Below are 15,091 nucleotides of genomic sequence, written 5' to 3'. Positions count from 1 at the left end.
TCATGAGCAATGAAAGCAAGGTCATGCTGTCCGGGTTTGCCCAACCCATCTCGCTGCGCCTCGATCACCTCAATGAAACCGCGCGCCAGACCCTGCGCGAATCGCCCCTGTACCGCAACGCGGCGTTTGTACACAGTTCCGAAGACACCTTGCGCGCCGCGCAGCTACTGACCAATGCCGGAACACTGGCCAGTACGGTCACGACCAATGGCTGGGATACCGTGAGCATCTGCCGGGTCTCTGCGCTCAACCAGCGCATTGCCCTGGAAAAAACCTACCCCGCCAGCATAGACGCCGGGGTCGATAGCTTCTCGCTCAAGGCCGACTTCGACGCCTGGTCGATTACCACCGGCGGCGACGGACGCAACGTCAAGGTACGCATCCCCTTCGGCTCGGGGACATACAAAGGCCTGAATGGCAAAACCTACCAGGTCCAGGGAATGTCTGCGGATGTCTACGTCAAGCTCAGCTACTTCCCGGCGCCCAATCCAGTATCGGCTTCAGACGGCACGTATGAACTGCAAGTCAACACCCAGGCAACGGACCCGGATGACCCGATCGCTGCGGTGATTGCCCTGAGGGACCCGAACAACGTCTTGAGCGGCATTGACCAGAGCGTGATGCGCGGCGTACTCGAAGACTGGCTGAACCAGCCCGAGAACCTGAAGAAGTTCGACACCCTGTTCAGTACCGTACTGATCAACAACATGGGCAAGGAAAGCGAGGAATTCAAATGGCTGCGCGCCACCTCCATGAGCTATGCCTATACCGACAAGAACACTGAGGAAAGCAGCATCTTCGGGGTGCTGGCCATGACCAACGAGCGTGACTCCACGGGTTTGCCGAACCAGTTGCCTGCCGTGATGCTGGCTGCGGACAACAATGCCAACTTCCTCATCAGCCGGGAGATCTTCGTCAAGTACCAGTTGCTGGCGGCATTGCCGTTCATCTTCGAGGGTACCACCGCGGCCAACTTCACCCTGGATTCAGCGGGCACATCCATCACTGCCAACGACCTGAAGCTCGACAGCGTCAAGTTTGGGGCCATCACCTATCATCCCGTGGCCGAAAAGTTCGATATCAACTTCGACGAGTCCTATATCCGCACCGAATGCAAGGTACGCACCGATATCTCACCGGGTATCGTGGCCTATACCCGTATCGTCACCAAGCAGACGCTGCAACTGGGCGTCAACGACAAGGGCGAACAGGTGATGGTATATGCCATGGTCGGAGACCCGGATGTCCAAAACACGACAGACATCGCCACCTGGGTGGTCGTCACCGAAGCCATTCTAGGCGCGATTGCCGCCGTGGCCACCGCCGTGGCGGGTGGTGTGGGCGGCAAGGTGATGGCGTTGATCGTCGGCATCATCGCAGCGTTGGTGGTGGCCATTGTCAGTATCGTCATCCACGTGATCATCGAGCGCGTGGTGGCGGGTGGTGTAACCAACAACATTCCGTCCATAGCGCCCATGGTCAAGGTGGCGGCGAACCAGGTCAAATGGCCATTCAGTGAACCGGATGCCTTTGTCCTGACCGACATCACCTACTCCGGCGCGCTGATATTCGGTGGCTCGCTGAAGTTGCTCGAGAAATTCTGCATCCAGGACAAACGTCTCGCCCTGGCGACGCTGGCCGCCTGACCCTGCCAACACAACCCCGGGCCTCAACGCCCGGGGTTCCTTGCACGCCCATCGCCATTCCTTTGGTATGATCAAAAGTCGATTGTGCATGGATCCATGCAGTGCGCTGCTCAAACCGATCACAAGGCGCGAGGTTGCGGCTTCATCGTTCCGTATGGCCACTCCACTTTTAGCGAATACCCACGCTTGATGCGAAAACTCCTGGCAAGCGCCCTGGCGCTGGTGATGATCGCCGCCCTCTGCGGCTATGGCTTCTGGACCCAACAGCGCCCGGAAGGCCACTACCTGTCCGACCTGCGCATCGAACTGGCGCTTAACCATGGCGTCCCGGGCGAGCACGGCAACCTGCTCGGTGTCGAACCACTGCTGTACCCGGGCGACTATCAGAACTTGCAACGCCTGCACCGCAAGCTCGCAGCCTATCTGGAGCAAGCCCGCGCCCAAGGCCTGGTGAACCCGCGCACGGTGGTCGTGCTGCCGGAACACATCGGTACCTGGCTGTGGGCGCGCGGAGAGAAGAGCGAGCTGTATCAAGTTACCCAGAGCCGCGAAGCCCAACAATGGCTGGAACTGAGCAACCCGCTGCGCTATGGCCTCGCGGTTCTTGGCGCTGACGGCGACGACTGGCGCGCCGATGCGCACTTGCGCATGAAGGCCGAGCAGATGGCCGCAGACTACCAGCAGCTGTTCGGCGGCCTGGCCAAGGAATTTGGCGTCACCTTGGTGGCCGGTTCGATCGTGCTGCCCGAACCTTATGTGAAACAAGGCGTACTGCATACCGGCCGTGGCCCGCTGTTCAACAGCAGTGTGGTGTTTGCCGGTGACGGCTCGCTACTGGGGCAGCCCCAGCGCCAGCAATATCCCGACAGTGAAATGCGCCGCTACGTCCACGACGGCCGCCAGCACCCGCTGCAGGTCGTGCAGACCCCGGCCGGGCGCCTGGGGATACTGGTGGGCAGTGACAGCTGGTACCCGGAAAACCACCAGCAACTGACTGAACAAGCCGTACAACTGATCGCCAACCCAGCGTTTCTCAGTGGCAAGGGCAGCTGGCAAGCACCCTGGCGGGGAAATCGCCACCAGGATGCCAGCGCCGGGCTGGCCTTGCAGCGCGGCGAAGTCAGTGAACAGGCGGCTTGGCAACGCCTGACCGAAGTGGCCGGAACCGACATCAGCAGTATGAGCGTGTTCATGCGCGGGCAGTTCTGGGAACAGCGCAGCGATGGCCAGGGCTTTGCCCGCCAGTCGGGAGCGTTGCTTGCCGCCCCTCCCAGCCCAGGTGCCCGCCTGCTGAATGTGTGGCTGTAAGCCCATGGCCCGCCCCCGCGTGCGCCTGGGCGAACTGTCGGTGGGTTTTGTCCAGCCTTTGAGCGAAGCCCTGCGCGAGCTGGGCCACGACCCTGAACCATTGCTGCGCCGCTACGGCCTGGACGCGACGCGCCTGGGCGAAGCCGGCGCACGCCTGTCCATCCCCCGCTACATGCATCTGGGCCACGCGGCAATCGAAATGAGCGGCGAGGCTGCTCTAGGCCTGCGTATGGGGCGCCTGAGCCGCCTGGCGCATGCTGGCCTGGCCGGGGTCACCGCGGCCCAGGCCCCCACCTTGGGTGAGGCGGCGCGCACCCTGCTGCGCTTCGAGCCGCTTTACGCGGCCAACTACCGTGGCCATTCCTGCTTTGTGGAAGATGCCCAGGGCGCCTGGCTGCGCTTCTACTCCATCAGCCCGTATAACGACTACAACCGCTTTGTGGTCGACTCACTGCTGGCCGGCTGGCTGGCCCAGTTGACCGACCTTGCCGGCACCCCGGTGCAGGCCGAACGCCTGGACATCGAGTTTGCCGCGCCCTCCTATGCCGCGCGCTATCAACCGCTCTGCAGCACGCCTGTGCAGTTCGCCGCCGACGGCAATCAGCTGCGTCTGAGCCGCGCCACCTTGCAACTGGCCAACCCCAGGCATTGCCCAAGTACCTGGCAGCACCTGCTGCAACTGTGCGAGGCAGAGCTGCTGCAGCGCACGCGGGTGCGCAGCCTGGGTGAGCGCATCACCCACCTGCTGGGCCCGCTGCTCAATGGCGGCCGTGAACCGGACCTGGAAGAAGTGGCGCTGCACCTGCAACTGCCAACCTGGACCTTGCGCCGCAAGCTCGCCGAGGAAGGCACGCGTTTTCGCGACCTGCTCAACGAAACACGGCGCGACCTGGCCGAGACCTACATCCGTGACACGGCGCTGGCCTTTGGCGAGATTGCCTATCTGTTGGGGTTTGCTTCGGCCGAGGCCTTCCAGCGCGCATTCAAGCGCTGGACGGGCCTCACGCCGGGGGAGTTCCGCCGCAGCCAGCGGCAGCCGGGCTAGAGTTCGGTGGCGTCGTCGGCCGGTTCCGGGGTGTCCAGTTCGTAAGCCTGGGTTTCGAGTAGTTCTTCCTGGTATTCATCCATTGCCCTGCGTCCTCTTTGCTCATTTTGCCTTTGTAGGTATCGCCTTCAGCCTAAGCAGGTGGGATGAAGGGATGATGACAAGCTTATGAGTGGTAAACGTAGCAGGTGTTCAGGAAGTTATCGCGGGGCGTCTGTAACAGAGGATGTTTACAGCCTGAACCGTCCCTTTCGCGGGCTGCCGGCGAAAAGGCCGGTTCAGGCGACCCATCAAAGGGAGGGGGCGGCGGCTTCGACCGGCTGGGCATCCTGCTGCACCTGAATGGGTGCAGCTTCCGCCGGCGGGGCCACAGGCTGCGAACCCTGGCTGTCATCCACCACCGGCGCCGCTGCCGCCTCGCTGGCCGGGGCTACCCCCGCAGGTGCAGGCGTCGCCTCAACCAACGGTGCAGCTGCCGGGGCCGGCGCCACCGGGTTTGCCGCCGCTTGCTCCGGAAGCCCAAGGTCAGCCGCCGGTTTTTCAACCTTCGGCGCTGGCTCTTCGACCTTGGCCTTGCTCACTTTTTTCGGCTTGGGCAGGTAGCTCTCCACCAAGGCGAAATAGCGGTCATAGAACTGCGCCGCGGTCACCGTCTCACTGGCCACCTTGACCATCGAGTCGTCACTGGAGCCGATCGGCATCGACACCGAACCCAGCACCCCCACGCCCAGGCTGGCGGAGGTGTTGGACTTTTTCAGCGCATAGCGGTCCTGGAGGGCGTTGGCGAACATGGTCGAGCGCTGATCGTCGCTCACGTCCGGCGCACAGGTGACATTGAAGCTGATCTGCAGGTGGTTCTCGCTGTTTTGCTGAAAGCTCTTGTTACCCACCACCTGGTTGGCGCCGCTGCTGGTGATGATGTATCCCTGGCTAAGCAAAGCACGCCGGGCGGCCTCGCAAGAGCCAGCATCGCTCACCGGAAAGCTGCGCGAGAAGGTACCCGAGTCATCGAAGTTCTCGTGCTCGTAGACGGCCGCTTTTTTCGAGGAACAACCGGTCACGCCCGCCAGCACCAGGGCCAGCCCGAGCGCACCAAAGACGGAAGATCTGGTCATTGCGAATTCCGGGTATGTCGGGAAAGTGCCTATTGTGCAACACAGCAGGCAGGCACAGGAACCGCTGGTCGGTGAAGAATCTGTCAGGTTGGTGTAAATCTGGGTAAAGGCAGGCACTTGCCAGGCGCACCAACGAAAAAAGCGACCCGAAGGTCGCTTTAACGTTGCTTCAAGGCGTTCATGGGGCCTTGAAGCGAAGATGGCGCAGCGGACGGGACTCGAACCCGCGACCCCCGGCGTGACAGGCCGGTATTCTAACCGACTGAACTACCGCTGCGTATCATTCAGGCTTGCGCCCGATTGAAACCTGGGTCTACCCTTCCGGCGCGATCGCCTCAGGGCAGGCACAAAAAAAGCGATAACACGATCGCTTCTCTTGTGTTTGCTTCAAGGTGTTCTAGGGACCTTGAAACGAAGATGGCGCAGCGGACGGGACTCGAACCCGCGACCCCCGGCGTGACAGGCCGGTATTCTAACCGACTGAACTACCGCTGCGTATCGTTCAGGCTTGCGCCCGATTGAAACTGGGATCAGCCCAAGGCGTGTGCCTTGTGGCTTCAGACCGGTGCCAGGCACCCATCTGTTACTGAAAAATGGCGCAGCGGACGGGACTCGAACCCGCGACCCCCGGCGTGACAGGCCGGTATTCTAACCGACTGAACTACCGCTGCGCAGTGCGTTCCTCTCTGGCTATCGGCTTCTTGCGAATCCGATGCTCCAGGAACATCTCAGGAAGTGGTGGGTGATGACGGGATCGAACCGCCGACCCTCTGCTTGTAAGGCAGATGCTCTCCCGGCTGAGCTAATCACCCTTGCGATGTTGCTTGTTGCGTTTGCTTCGCTGAGGCCGCGAAATTTACGCAGGTGGCGAAGCTAAGTCAATAGCCCCATTGAATTTTTTTCAAAAAGACAACGTGAGGTTATTGCCTGTGCCGGCCTCTTCGCGGGTAAACCCGCTCCTACGACGGTTAATGTCCGAGCGTAGGAGCGGGTTTACCCGCGAAGAGGCCGGCGCGGTTTAAACAAGGTGCTCAGCTATAGATCATCTTGCGGGTCATGCCGCCATCGACCACAAACTCCTGGCCGGTGACAAATGCCGCCTGGCGTGACAGCAACCAGGCAACCATGGCCGCGACATCTTCCACAGTCCCTACCCTGCCCGTTGGGTGCTGGGCATGGTCAGCTTCGCTTAACGGCTCGGCACGGCGCTGCGACGGATCACGGGCATCGATCCAGCCCGGGCTCACCGCATTGACGCGAATCTCCGGGCCCAGGCTCATGGCCAGGGCATGGGTCAAAGCCACCAGGCCGCCCTTGCTTGCCGCGTAAGCCTCGGTGTCGGGTTCGGACTGCCGAGCACGGGTAGAGGTCAGGTTGACGATCGCCCCATTGTGCGCACGCAGGTACGGCGCACAATGCTTGGCCAGCAGCATGGGGCCGCTGAGGTTGACCGCCAGCACCCGGTTCCATTGGGTCAGGCTCAGGCTTTCCAGCGTCTGGTTGTGCGGGTTGGCAATGGCCGCATTGCACACCAGCGCGTCCAGCCGGCCGAACTGCCCGAGCACTTCGGACACGCCGGCACTGACCTGGGCCTCGTCGGCAACGTCCATGGTGATGAACCAGGCGTTGTCGCCCAACGCCTTGGCCACTTTGGTACCACGCTGGCGGTCCAGATCACTCAGCACCACTTGCCAGCCTTCGCAGATCAGCCATGCGGCAATGCCAAGACCGATGCCGCGGGCCGCGCCCGTGACCAAGGCTACCCGACCATTGTGGCCCGGGGTGCTGCCGCTGATTTCGATCACAATGCCGCCAGCCCGCGCGCCAGGTCAGCCTGCAGGTCGGCCACGTCTTCCAGGCCCACGGCAACGCGGATCAGGCTGTCGCGGATACCCGCCGCTTCACGCTCCTGCGGCGACAGGCGACCGTGTGAGGTGGTCGCCGGATGAGCGATGGTGGTTTTGCTGTCACCCAGGTTGGTAGTGATGGAAATCACTCGGGTAGCGTCGATGAAACGCCACGCGCCCTCTTTGCCACCCTTGACCTCGAAGCTGACCACTGCACCAAAACCGCTCATCTGGCGCTTGGCCAGTTCGTGCTGCGGGTGGCTGGGCAGGCCGGCGTAATGCACCTTTTCCACGCCGTCCTGCTGCTCCAGCCATTCGGCCAGGGCCTGAGCGCTCTCGCAGTGTGCACGCATACGCAGGCGCAGCGTTTCCAGGCCCTTGGTGAAGATCCAGGCGTTGAACGGGCTGAGGGTTGGACCTGCGGTTCGCAGGAAACCCACCACCTCTTTCATTTGCTCGGTACGGCCGGCAACCACACCGCCCATGCAGCGGCCCTGGCCATCGATGAACTTGGTGGCCGAGTGGAACACAATGTCGGCACCCAGCTTCAGCGGCTGCTGCAACGCCGGGGTACTGAAACAGTTGTCCACCACCAGCATGGCACCCTGAGCATGGGCGATTTCGCTGAGCGCAGTGATATCGACCAACTCGGCCAGCGGGTTGGAAGGCGATTCGACGATCAGCAGCTTGGTGTTGGCCTTGATGGCCTTTTCCCAGCCGGTGAGGTCGACCAGTGGCACGTAGTCCACCTGTAGGCCAAAGCGCTTGAAGTACTTCTCGAACAGGCTGATGGTGGAGCCGAATACGCTCTGCGACACCAGCACATGGTCACCGGCACTGCACAGCGACATGACCACGGCCAGGATCGCCGCCATGCCGGTGGACGTACCCACGGCCTGCTCGGCACCTTCCATGGCCGCCAGGCGCTCCTCGAAGGCACGCACCGATGGGTTGGTGTAGCGCGAATAGACGTTGCCCGGCGTTTCGCCGGCAAAGCGCGCAGCAGCATCGGCTGCCGTGCGGAACACATAGCTGGAGGTCAGGAACAGCGCTTCGCTGTGCTCGCCTTCCGGGGTACGGTTTTGACCAGCGCGAACCGCCAGGGTGTCGAAACCGACACCCTCGAGGTCACTGTCCAGTCGCCCGGCATCCCATTGATCCGTCATGCCGTCGCTCCCAAAATCAGTTGTTGTAAAGGTCGATGATCGCGCTGACGGCCTGGTTCTTGACCTTGGCCAGGTCATTACGGGCCTGCTCGATGCGGTCGAGGTAGGCTTCGTCGATATCGCCAGTGACGTATTCGCCGTTGAACACCGCGCAATCGAACTGCTCGATCTTGATCTTGCCGCCGCCGACCGAATCGATCAGGTCTGGCAGGTCCTGATAGACCAGCCAATCGGCGCCAATCAACTCACCCACCTGTTCGGTGGTGCGGTTGTGGGCGATCAGTTCGTGAACACTCGGCATGTCGATGCCGTAGACGTTGGGGTAGCGTACTGCAGGGGCCGCGGAGCAGAAGTAGACATTCTTGGCGCCGGCTTCGCGGGCCATCTGGATGATCTGCTTGCAGGTGGTGCCGCGCACGATCGAGTCGTCCACCAGCATCACATTCTTGCCGCGGAACTCCAGCTCGATGGCGTTGAGCTTCTGACGCACCGACTTCTTGCGCGCGGCCTGGCCGGGCATGATGAAGGTACGGCCGATGTAACGGTTCTTGACGAAACCTTCGCGGAACTTGACGCCCAGCCGGTTGGCCAGTTCCAGCGCGGCAGTGCGACTGGTATCCGGGATCGGGATGACCACGTCGATATCATGATCGGGGCGCTCGCGCATGATCTTGTCGGCCAGCTTTTCACCCATGCGCAGACGCGCCTTGTACACCGAGACCCCATCGATGATCGAGTCCGGGCGCGCCAGGTAGACGTGCTCGAAGATGCACGGCTGCAGCTTCGGCGCTTCGGCGCATTGCTTGGTGAACAACTGGCCTTCTTCGGTGATGTACACCGCTTCGCCCGGTGCCAGGTCGCGGATCAGGGTGAAGCCGAGCACGTCCAGGGCGACGCTTTCCGACGCGATCATGTACTCCACACCTTCGTCGGTGTGACGCTGACCGAACACCACCGGGCGAATGCCATGGGGGTCGCGGAAACCGACGATGCCGTAGCCGGTGATCATGGCCACCACGGCGTAACCGCCAACGCAGCGGCTGTGCACATGGGAGACCGCAGCGAACACGTCTTCTTCGGTCGGCTGCAACTTGCCGCGCACTGCCAGTTCGTGGGCGAACACGTTCAGCAGCACTTCCGAGTCGGAGTTGGTGTTGACGTGGCGCAGATCGGACTCGTAGATCTCCTTGGCCAACTGCTCGACATTGGTCAGGTTGCCGTTGTGAGCCAGGGTGATGCCGTAAGGCGAGTTGACGTAGAACGGCTGGGCCTCGGCCGAGGTCGAGCTGCCCGCAGTGGGGTAGCGCACGTGGCCGATGCCGATGTTGCCTACCAGGCGCTGCATGTGGCGCTGCTGGAACACGTCGCGCACCAGGCCATTATCCTTGCGCAGGAACAACCGGCCGTCATGGCTGGTCACGATACCGGCAGCGTCCTGGCCGCGGTGCTGGAGGACCGTAAGCGCGTCATACAGCGCCTGATTGACGTTCGACTTACCGACGATACCGACGATGCCACACATGCGACGCAACCCCTACTTTGATGAAACTTGAGTGAATAGCGCTCAGGGCTTGGACGGCCCGAGCAACTGTTCCTTGAACGGAAGATCAGCCGGAGTGCTGATCAGCCCACTGGGCGTCCATTGGCCGGTGAAACCCAGAATCAGGTTTTTCGACCAGTCGGCGACCAAGAGAAATTGTGGTATCAGGCGTGATTCCTGCCACCAGTTGTCTTGTTGAACCGGCCCCAGGCTGATCAGGCCTATGGCCACCACTACCAGCAATGCCCCGCGCGCAGCACCGAAGGCCATGCCCAGGAAACGATCGGTGCCGGACAGCCCGGTCACGCGGATCAGCTCACCGACAAGGAAGTTGACCATGGCCCCCACCAGCAAGGTGGCGACGAAAAGAATGGCGCAGCCAGCGATGACGCGCATCGATGGCGTCTGGATATAGCTCTCAAGATACACCGAGAGCGAACCGCCGAACATCCAGGCAACCGCACCGGCAATGATCCAGATGAGCAAGGACAAGGCCTCCTTGACGAAGCCGCGCTTGAGACTGATCAGTGTGGAGACGGCGATGATCGCAATGATCGCCCAATCAACCAAGGTAAATGCCACGGTGCTGCCTGCAGACGTTTGAGGCGGCGCATTTTACCAGAGCGGCGGGCCGGGAGTAAGCGGAATGTCAGCTGGATTGGTGTTGGGCCATTGGCAGGCAAACCCGCCCCCAACTGGTTCTGGCTGAGCCTTGCAGCGGCGCAGTACCTGCAGGAACGGGCTCACCCGCGAATGGGCGGCATGGCCGCCCCGGGGAATCAGCTGCGCTCAGGCTGGAAGCGCACCACAAAGCCCTTGAGGCTGTTCTGACGGTTGATGGCGTCACGCACGCGCTCGGCTTCGGCGCGCTCGATCAACGGCCCCACGTACACGCGGTTCATGCCCCCCGCCGTACGGATATAGGCGTTGTAACCCTGGCTACGCAGGGTTTGCTGCAGCTTTTCGGCACCGGCGCGGTTGGACAGGCTGGCCAGCTGGATCGACCAACTGACGGGCAGGCCATTGGCGTCGATCTTCGATGGCGCGGCAGGCGCTGGTGTTGCAGCAGCCTTGGCCTCCACCTTGGGCGCGGGCGCCTGCGGCTTGGGCGGCTGAACCTGCGCCTGGGTCTGCGGCGACGGGGTGATTGGCTGGCTGGGCGTACTCGCCGGCGCAGTGGCCTCGTCGATCACCACCGGCGCCGGCTGCGCCTCCTGCGCAATAACCTGTGGCTCCGGCACGGCAACCGGCTCCACCTTCACTTCCGGTAGGCTGGGCATGGCCGGTGCCTGCGGGGCTTCGACGTGCACCTGGCGCATCTCGTCCTCGCGGGTAAACAGCATCGGCAGGAAGATAACCGCCAGCGCCACCAGCACCAGCGCACCCACCATGCGCTGTTTCATCCCTTTATCCAGCACAGCCATCTATTCCACCCTCCTGGGCGTGCCGCTCCAGCCATTCCAGCGCCTGGGCGACACAGAAAAACGAACCGAACAGCAGGATCTGATCATCCGCCGTCGCCTGCGCACATTGCCCTTCAAGGGCGGCGTCGACGCTGGCATAAGACTTCACCGTGGCACCGAGGTTCGCCAAGGACGTGGCCAGTTCGGCAGCCGGGCGACTGCGCGGGGTATCCAGCGGCGCCACCGCCCAGTCGTCGATGAGGCCCTGCAGCGGCGCGATAACGCCCTCCAGATCCTTGTCGGCGAGCAGGCCAAACACCGCGAGGCGGCGCCCCTTGAGCGGCCGGGCCGCCAGGCGCCTGGCCAGGTACTGCGCCGCATGCGGGTTATGCCCGACATCCAGCAGCAACGCTACCGGCTTACCCTGCCAGTTCAACAGACGGAGGTCGAGACGCCCAGTGATACGGGTATCCAGCAATGCCTGGCGAACTTGCGCCGCGTCCCACGGCAGCCCCATCAGCAGGTAAGCCTGCAAGGCCAGCGTGGCGTTTTCCATGGGCAGGTCTAGCAAAGGCAGGTCACGCAGCTCGACCTGCGCACCATCGGCGGCAGTACCACGCCAGCTCCAGCAGCCTTCGGCGCTGGCCAGGTCGAATTCCCGACCGCGCAGGAACAGTGGCGCGGCCAGTTCGGCGGCCTTGTCCAGCAATGGCCCTGGCGGATCCAGATCACCGCACAGGGCCAGTTTGCCCGGGCGGAAGATGCCAGCCTTCTCGAAGGCCACCAGCTCGCGGGTATCACCCAGGTAATCAACATGGTCGACACCGATGCTGGTCACCAGGGCGAAGTCAGCATCCACCACGTTGACGGTATCCAGGCGGCCACCCAGGCCCACCTCCAGCACCACCGCATCGAGCTGCGACTGGTAGAACAACCAGAACGCGGCCAACGTCCCCATCTCGAAGTAGGTCAGGGAAATATCGCCCCGCGCCGCCTCGACGGCGGCGAAGGCTTCGCACAGGTGCTCATCGCTGGCCTCTTGGCCATCGATCACCACCCGCTCGTTGTAACGTAGCAGGTGCGGCGAACTGTACACACCGACCTTGAGCCCCTGGGCACGCAGCAACGACGCCACAAAGGCGCAGGTCGAACCCTTGCCGTTGGTGCCGGTTACCGTCACCACGCGCGGCGCCAGCTTGCCCAGCGCCAAGCGGGCAAGCACCTTCTGCGACCGCTCCAGGCCCATGTCGATGGCCGAGGGGTGCAACTGCTCGAGGTAGGCGAGCCATTCGCCCAGGGATCGTTGTTTCATCACGCGACGGCAGCCGCCTCACGCGCTTCTTCCGGCGTTTGCTGACCGGTCATCTGCGCCAGCAGGCGGGCCAGACGCGGGCGCAATTCGCCACGGGAGATGATCAGGTCGATGGCACCGTGCTCCAGCAGGAACTCGCTGCGCTGGAAGCCTTCAGGCAGCTTCTCGCGTACGGTCTGCTCGATCACGCGTGGGCCGGCGAAACCGATCAGGGCCTTCGGCTCACCGACGATGACGTCGCCGAGCATCGCCAGGCTGGCGGAAACACCGCCATACACCGGGTCGGTCAGGACCGAGATGAACGGGATGCCTTCTTCGCGCAGGCGCGCCAGTACGGCAGAGGTCTTGGCCATCTGCATCAGCGAGATCAGCGCTTCCTGCATGCGCGCACCGCCCGAAGCGGAGAAGCAAACCATTGGGCAGCGGTTTTCCAGGGCATAGTTGGCCGCGCGGACGAAGCGCTCGCCGACGATGGCACCCATGGAGCCGCCCATGAACGAGAACTCGAAGGCGCTAACCACGATCGGCATGCCCATCAGGGTGCCGCTCATGGAGATCAGCGCGTCCTTTTCGCCAGTCTGCTTCTGCGCGCCGGTCAGGCGGTCCTTGTACTTCTTGCCATCACGGAACTTCAGGCGGTCGACCGGTTCCAGGTCAGCGCCCAGTTCCGCCCGGCCTTCGGCGTCAAGGAAGATGTCGATGCGCGCACGTGCGCCGATGCGCATGTGGTGATTGCACTTGGGGCAGACATCCAGGGTCTTTTCCAGCTCCGGACGATACAGCACGGCCTCGCAGGACGGGCACTTGTGCCACAGGCCCTCAGGCACCGAGCTCTTTTTCACCTCGGAACGCATGATCGAAGGGATCAGTTTGTCGACTAACCAGTTGCTCATGCTTTCTTTCTCCAGTATTGGCAGGCGGGGGACGGCGTCACCGACCCTACCCTGCCCTTGAGCTCAAAATCTTTTATGAAACGATGGTGGACCGGCCGCCGGGGTTTCCAGCGCGCCACTCCACCGCTAATGTGTTGTTTGCCACCACAGGTGCTGGCAGCGGCCCGCAGGGCTGCGAAAGCTATGGACGATGGCGCGCAGCCAGCCGTCACATCTGCCATCAAGCCTGTTTCACCGCACGCATGAAGGCCTCGATCTTCGCCGCGTCCTTGATGCCCTTGGCCTGTTCGACGCCGCCACTGACATCCACCGCATAAGGCTTTACCCGGGCAATGGCCTGGCCAACGTTATCGGCCGACAGCCCACCCGCGAGAATGATCGGCTTGCCAAGACGCGCCGGTACCAATGACCAGTCGAACGCCTCGCCGGTTCCCCCTGGTACGCCTGGCACATAGGTGTCCAGCAAAATGCCGCGGGCCCCCGCGTAAAGCTGACAGGCCGCCTCCAGGTCATCGCCAGGGCGCACACGCAGGGCCTTGATCCAAGGGCGGTGGTAGCCTTCACAGTCCTGCGGGGTTTCATCGCCGTGAAACTGTAGCAGGTCCAGCGGAACCACTTCGAGGATCTCGTTCAGCTCACAGCGCGAGGCATTGACGAACAGCCCGACCGTGGTCACGAACGGCGGCAGCTCGGCAATGATCGCCCGCGCCTGGCGCACGTCCACCGCCCGCGGGCTCTTGGCATAGAAGACGAAGCCGATGGCATCGGCCCCCGCTTCGGCAGCGGCCAGTGCGTCTTCGATGCGGGTAATCCCGCAGATCTTGCTGCGAACATTGCTCATGGAACAAGAACCCTGATTGTTGCGGCGAAAGGGCGGATGTTAGCAAATGGCTTTTCGCTCGTCAGTCTGCCAACGCCTCGTAACCACTCAAAAAGTGTGGGCCGATGTAACGCTTGGGCAACGCAAACGCTTCGGGGTACTCCACCTGCACCAGGTATAGCCCGTATGGGTGGGCCGTTACCCCACCTTCACGGCGGTTGCGCCCTTCCAGCACCTCGCGCGCCCAGGCAACCGGACGCTCGCCGGCGCCGATGGCCATCAGCACACCGGCAATATTACGCACCATGTGGTGCAGGAAGGCGGTGGCACGCACGTCCAGCACGATCATCTGGCCATGGCGGGTAACACGCAGGTGGTAGATGTGCTTGATCGGTGACTTGGCCTGACACTGGCTGGCACGGAAGGCGCTGAAGTCGTGGGTACCGAGCAGGTACTGCGCCGCCTCGGCCATGCGATCGACGTCCAGCGGACGGTGGTTCCAGGTCACTTCTTCGGCCAGGTGCGCCGGGCGAATCGGGTCGTTGTAGATGACGTAGCGGTAGCGCCGGGCGCAGGCCTTGAAGCGGGCATGAAAGTCGGCCGGCATTGGCCGCGACCAGACCACACTGATGTCGTGCGGCAGGTTGAAGTTGGTGCCCATGGTCCAGGCGCGCTCGTCACGCACGGCACGGGTATCGAAGTGCACGACCTGCCCGCAGCCGTGAACGCCGGCGTCGGTACGCCCGGCGCAGACCACCGAAATCGGCTCGTTGGCGACCTTGGACAGCGCTTGCTCCAGGGCTTGCTGGACACTCGGCACGCCGCTGGCCTGACGTTGCCAGCCGCGGTAGCGCGCGCCTTTGTATTCCACGCCCAGGGCGATGCGGGAGTAGCCTTCGGCCGCGGATTCGGCGGTAGCGGTGTCGATGATGTCCAAGAGCATGAAACCTGTGGGGTGTACGGAATGGCGGGGATTATAACGACAACGGCAGCCTC

The 15,091-nt window shown here is 62.8% G+C and carries 13 protein-coding genes and 4 tRNA genes; 3 read left to right on the top strand and 14 right to left on the bottom strand.

Annotation, left to right across the window (positions count from 1 at the left end; translation table 11 throughout):
- Positions 1-2 precede the first annotated feature (2 nt).
- The 3 genes from V6093_RS25440 to V6093_RS25430 all read left to right on the top strand — a co-directional run bounded on the left by V6093_RS25440 (position 3) and on the right by V6093_RS25430 (position 3,999).
- Complete coding sequence (locus V6093_RS25440) at positions 3-1,646, top strand: TULIP family P47-like protein (RefSeq protein ID WP_003247214.1); 1,644 nt, start codon at positions 3-5, stop codon at positions 1,644-1,646.
- A gap of 189 nt (positions 1,647-1,835) precedes the next feature.
- Positions 1,836-2,954: a nitrilase-related carbon-nitrogen hydrolase gene (locus V6093_RS25435; RefSeq protein ID WP_265980445.1), complete on the top strand. Its 1,119-nt coding sequence runs from the start codon at positions 1,836-1,838 to the stop codon at positions 2,952-2,954.
- Between the two features lie 4 nt (positions 2,955-2,958).
- Positions 2,959-3,999 carry an AraC family transcriptional regulator gene (locus V6093_RS25430; protein ID WP_173880892.1) on the top strand — a complete coding sequence of 347 codons (1,041 nt, stop codon included), beginning with the start codon at positions 2,959-2,961 and terminating at the stop codon, positions 3,997-3,999.
- A 290-nt stretch (positions 4,000-4,289) separates the two neighbouring features.
- On the opposite strand, the gene V6093_RS25425 is transcribed toward V6093_RS25430, so the two are convergent.
- The 14 genes from V6093_RS25425 to truA form a co-directional block, all read right to left on the bottom strand.
- The gene (locus V6093_RS25425) at positions 4,290-5,114 is read right to left on the bottom strand and encodes a DUF2242 domain-containing protein (protein WP_047604529.1); all 825 of its coding nucleotides are present in this window, start codon (positions 5,112-5,114) and stop codon (positions 4,290-4,292) included.
- Positions 5,115-5,314: 200 nt separating this feature from the next.
- Positions 5,315-5,391: transfer RNA gene (locus tag V6093_RS25420), tRNA-Asp, on the bottom strand.
- A 141-nt stretch (positions 5,392-5,532) separates the two neighbouring features.
- Positions 5,533-5,609: transfer RNA gene (locus V6093_RS25415), tRNA-Asp, on the bottom strand.
- Positions 5,610-5,708: 99 nt separating this feature from the next.
- Positions 5,709-5,785: transfer RNA gene (locus V6093_RS25410), tRNA-Asp, on the bottom strand.
- Positions 5,786-5,850: 65 nt separating this feature from the next.
- Positions 5,851-5,926, bottom strand: a tRNA-Val gene (locus tag V6093_RS25405).
- A gap of 219 nt (positions 5,927-6,145) precedes the next feature.
- Positions 6,146-6,919, bottom strand: coding sequence for an SDR family oxidoreductase (locus V6093_RS25400; protein WP_047604528.1), 774 nt, complete (start codon positions 6,917-6,919; stop codon positions 6,146-6,148).
- Entirely contained in the window at positions 6,916-8,127 is a 1,212-nt protein-coding gene (locus V6093_RS25395) for an O-succinylhomoserine sulfhydrylase (protein WP_003247208.1), read from the bottom strand. Before V6093_RS25395 ends, V6093_RS25400 begins: the two co-directional genes overlap by 4 nt.
- A gap of 16 nt (positions 8,128-8,143) precedes the next feature.
- Positions 8,144-9,649 carry an amidophosphoribosyltransferase gene (purF, locus tag V6093_RS25390; protein WP_004574897.1) on the bottom strand — a complete coding sequence of 502 codons (1,506 nt, stop codon included), beginning with the start codon at positions 9,647-9,649 and terminating at the stop codon, positions 8,144-8,146.
- A 42-nt stretch (positions 9,650-9,691) separates the two neighbouring features.
- Positions 9,692-10,249: a CvpA family protein gene (locus V6093_RS25385; RefSeq protein ID WP_047604527.1), complete on the bottom strand. Its 558-nt coding sequence runs from the start codon at positions 10,247-10,249 to the stop codon at positions 9,692-9,694.
- A gap of 197 nt (positions 10,250-10,446) precedes the next feature.
- Positions 10,447-11,091 (bottom strand): SPOR domain-containing protein, encoded by a 645-nt coding sequence (locus V6093_RS25380; protein WP_003247204.1) that lies wholly within the window; start codon positions 11,089-11,091, stop codon positions 10,447-10,449.
- Positions 11,075-12,382 (bottom strand): bifunctional tetrahydrofolate synthase/dihydrofolate synthase, encoded by a 1,308-nt coding sequence (gene folC / locus V6093_RS25375; protein WP_265978495.1) that lies wholly within the window; start codon positions 12,380-12,382, stop codon positions 11,075-11,077. The genes V6093_RS25380 and folC overlap by 17 nt, the downstream gene beginning before the upstream one ends.
- Positions 12,382-13,275, bottom strand: coding sequence for an acetyl-CoA carboxylase, carboxyltransferase subunit beta (gene accD / locus V6093_RS25370; protein WP_003247202.1), 894 nt, complete (start codon positions 13,273-13,275; stop codon positions 12,382-12,384). The genes folC and accD overlap by 1 nt, the downstream gene beginning before the upstream one ends.
- A 220-nt stretch (positions 13,276-13,495) precedes the next feature.
- Positions 13,496-14,116, bottom strand: a complete 621-nt coding sequence (locus V6093_RS25365; RefSeq protein ID WP_014859296.1) for a phosphoribosylanthranilate isomerase — start codon at positions 14,114-14,116, stop codon at positions 13,496-13,498.
- Between the two features lie 61 nt (positions 14,117-14,177).
- On the bottom strand, positions 14,178-15,038 hold the full coding sequence (truA, locus tag V6093_RS25360; RefSeq protein ID WP_014754042.1) for a tRNA pseudouridine(38-40) synthase TruA: 861 nt from the start codon (positions 15,036-15,038) through the stop codon (positions 14,178-14,180).
- Positions 15,039-15,091 lie beyond the last annotated feature (53 nt).

The organism is Pseudomonas putida group bacterium ESBL64, assembly GCF_045277175.1.
Taxonomy (GTDB): Bacteria; Pseudomonadota; Gammaproteobacteria; order Pseudomonadales; family Pseudomonadaceae; genus Aquipseudomonas; species Aquipseudomonas alloputida.
This window is presented reverse-complemented; position numbering and strand designations above follow the sequence as displayed.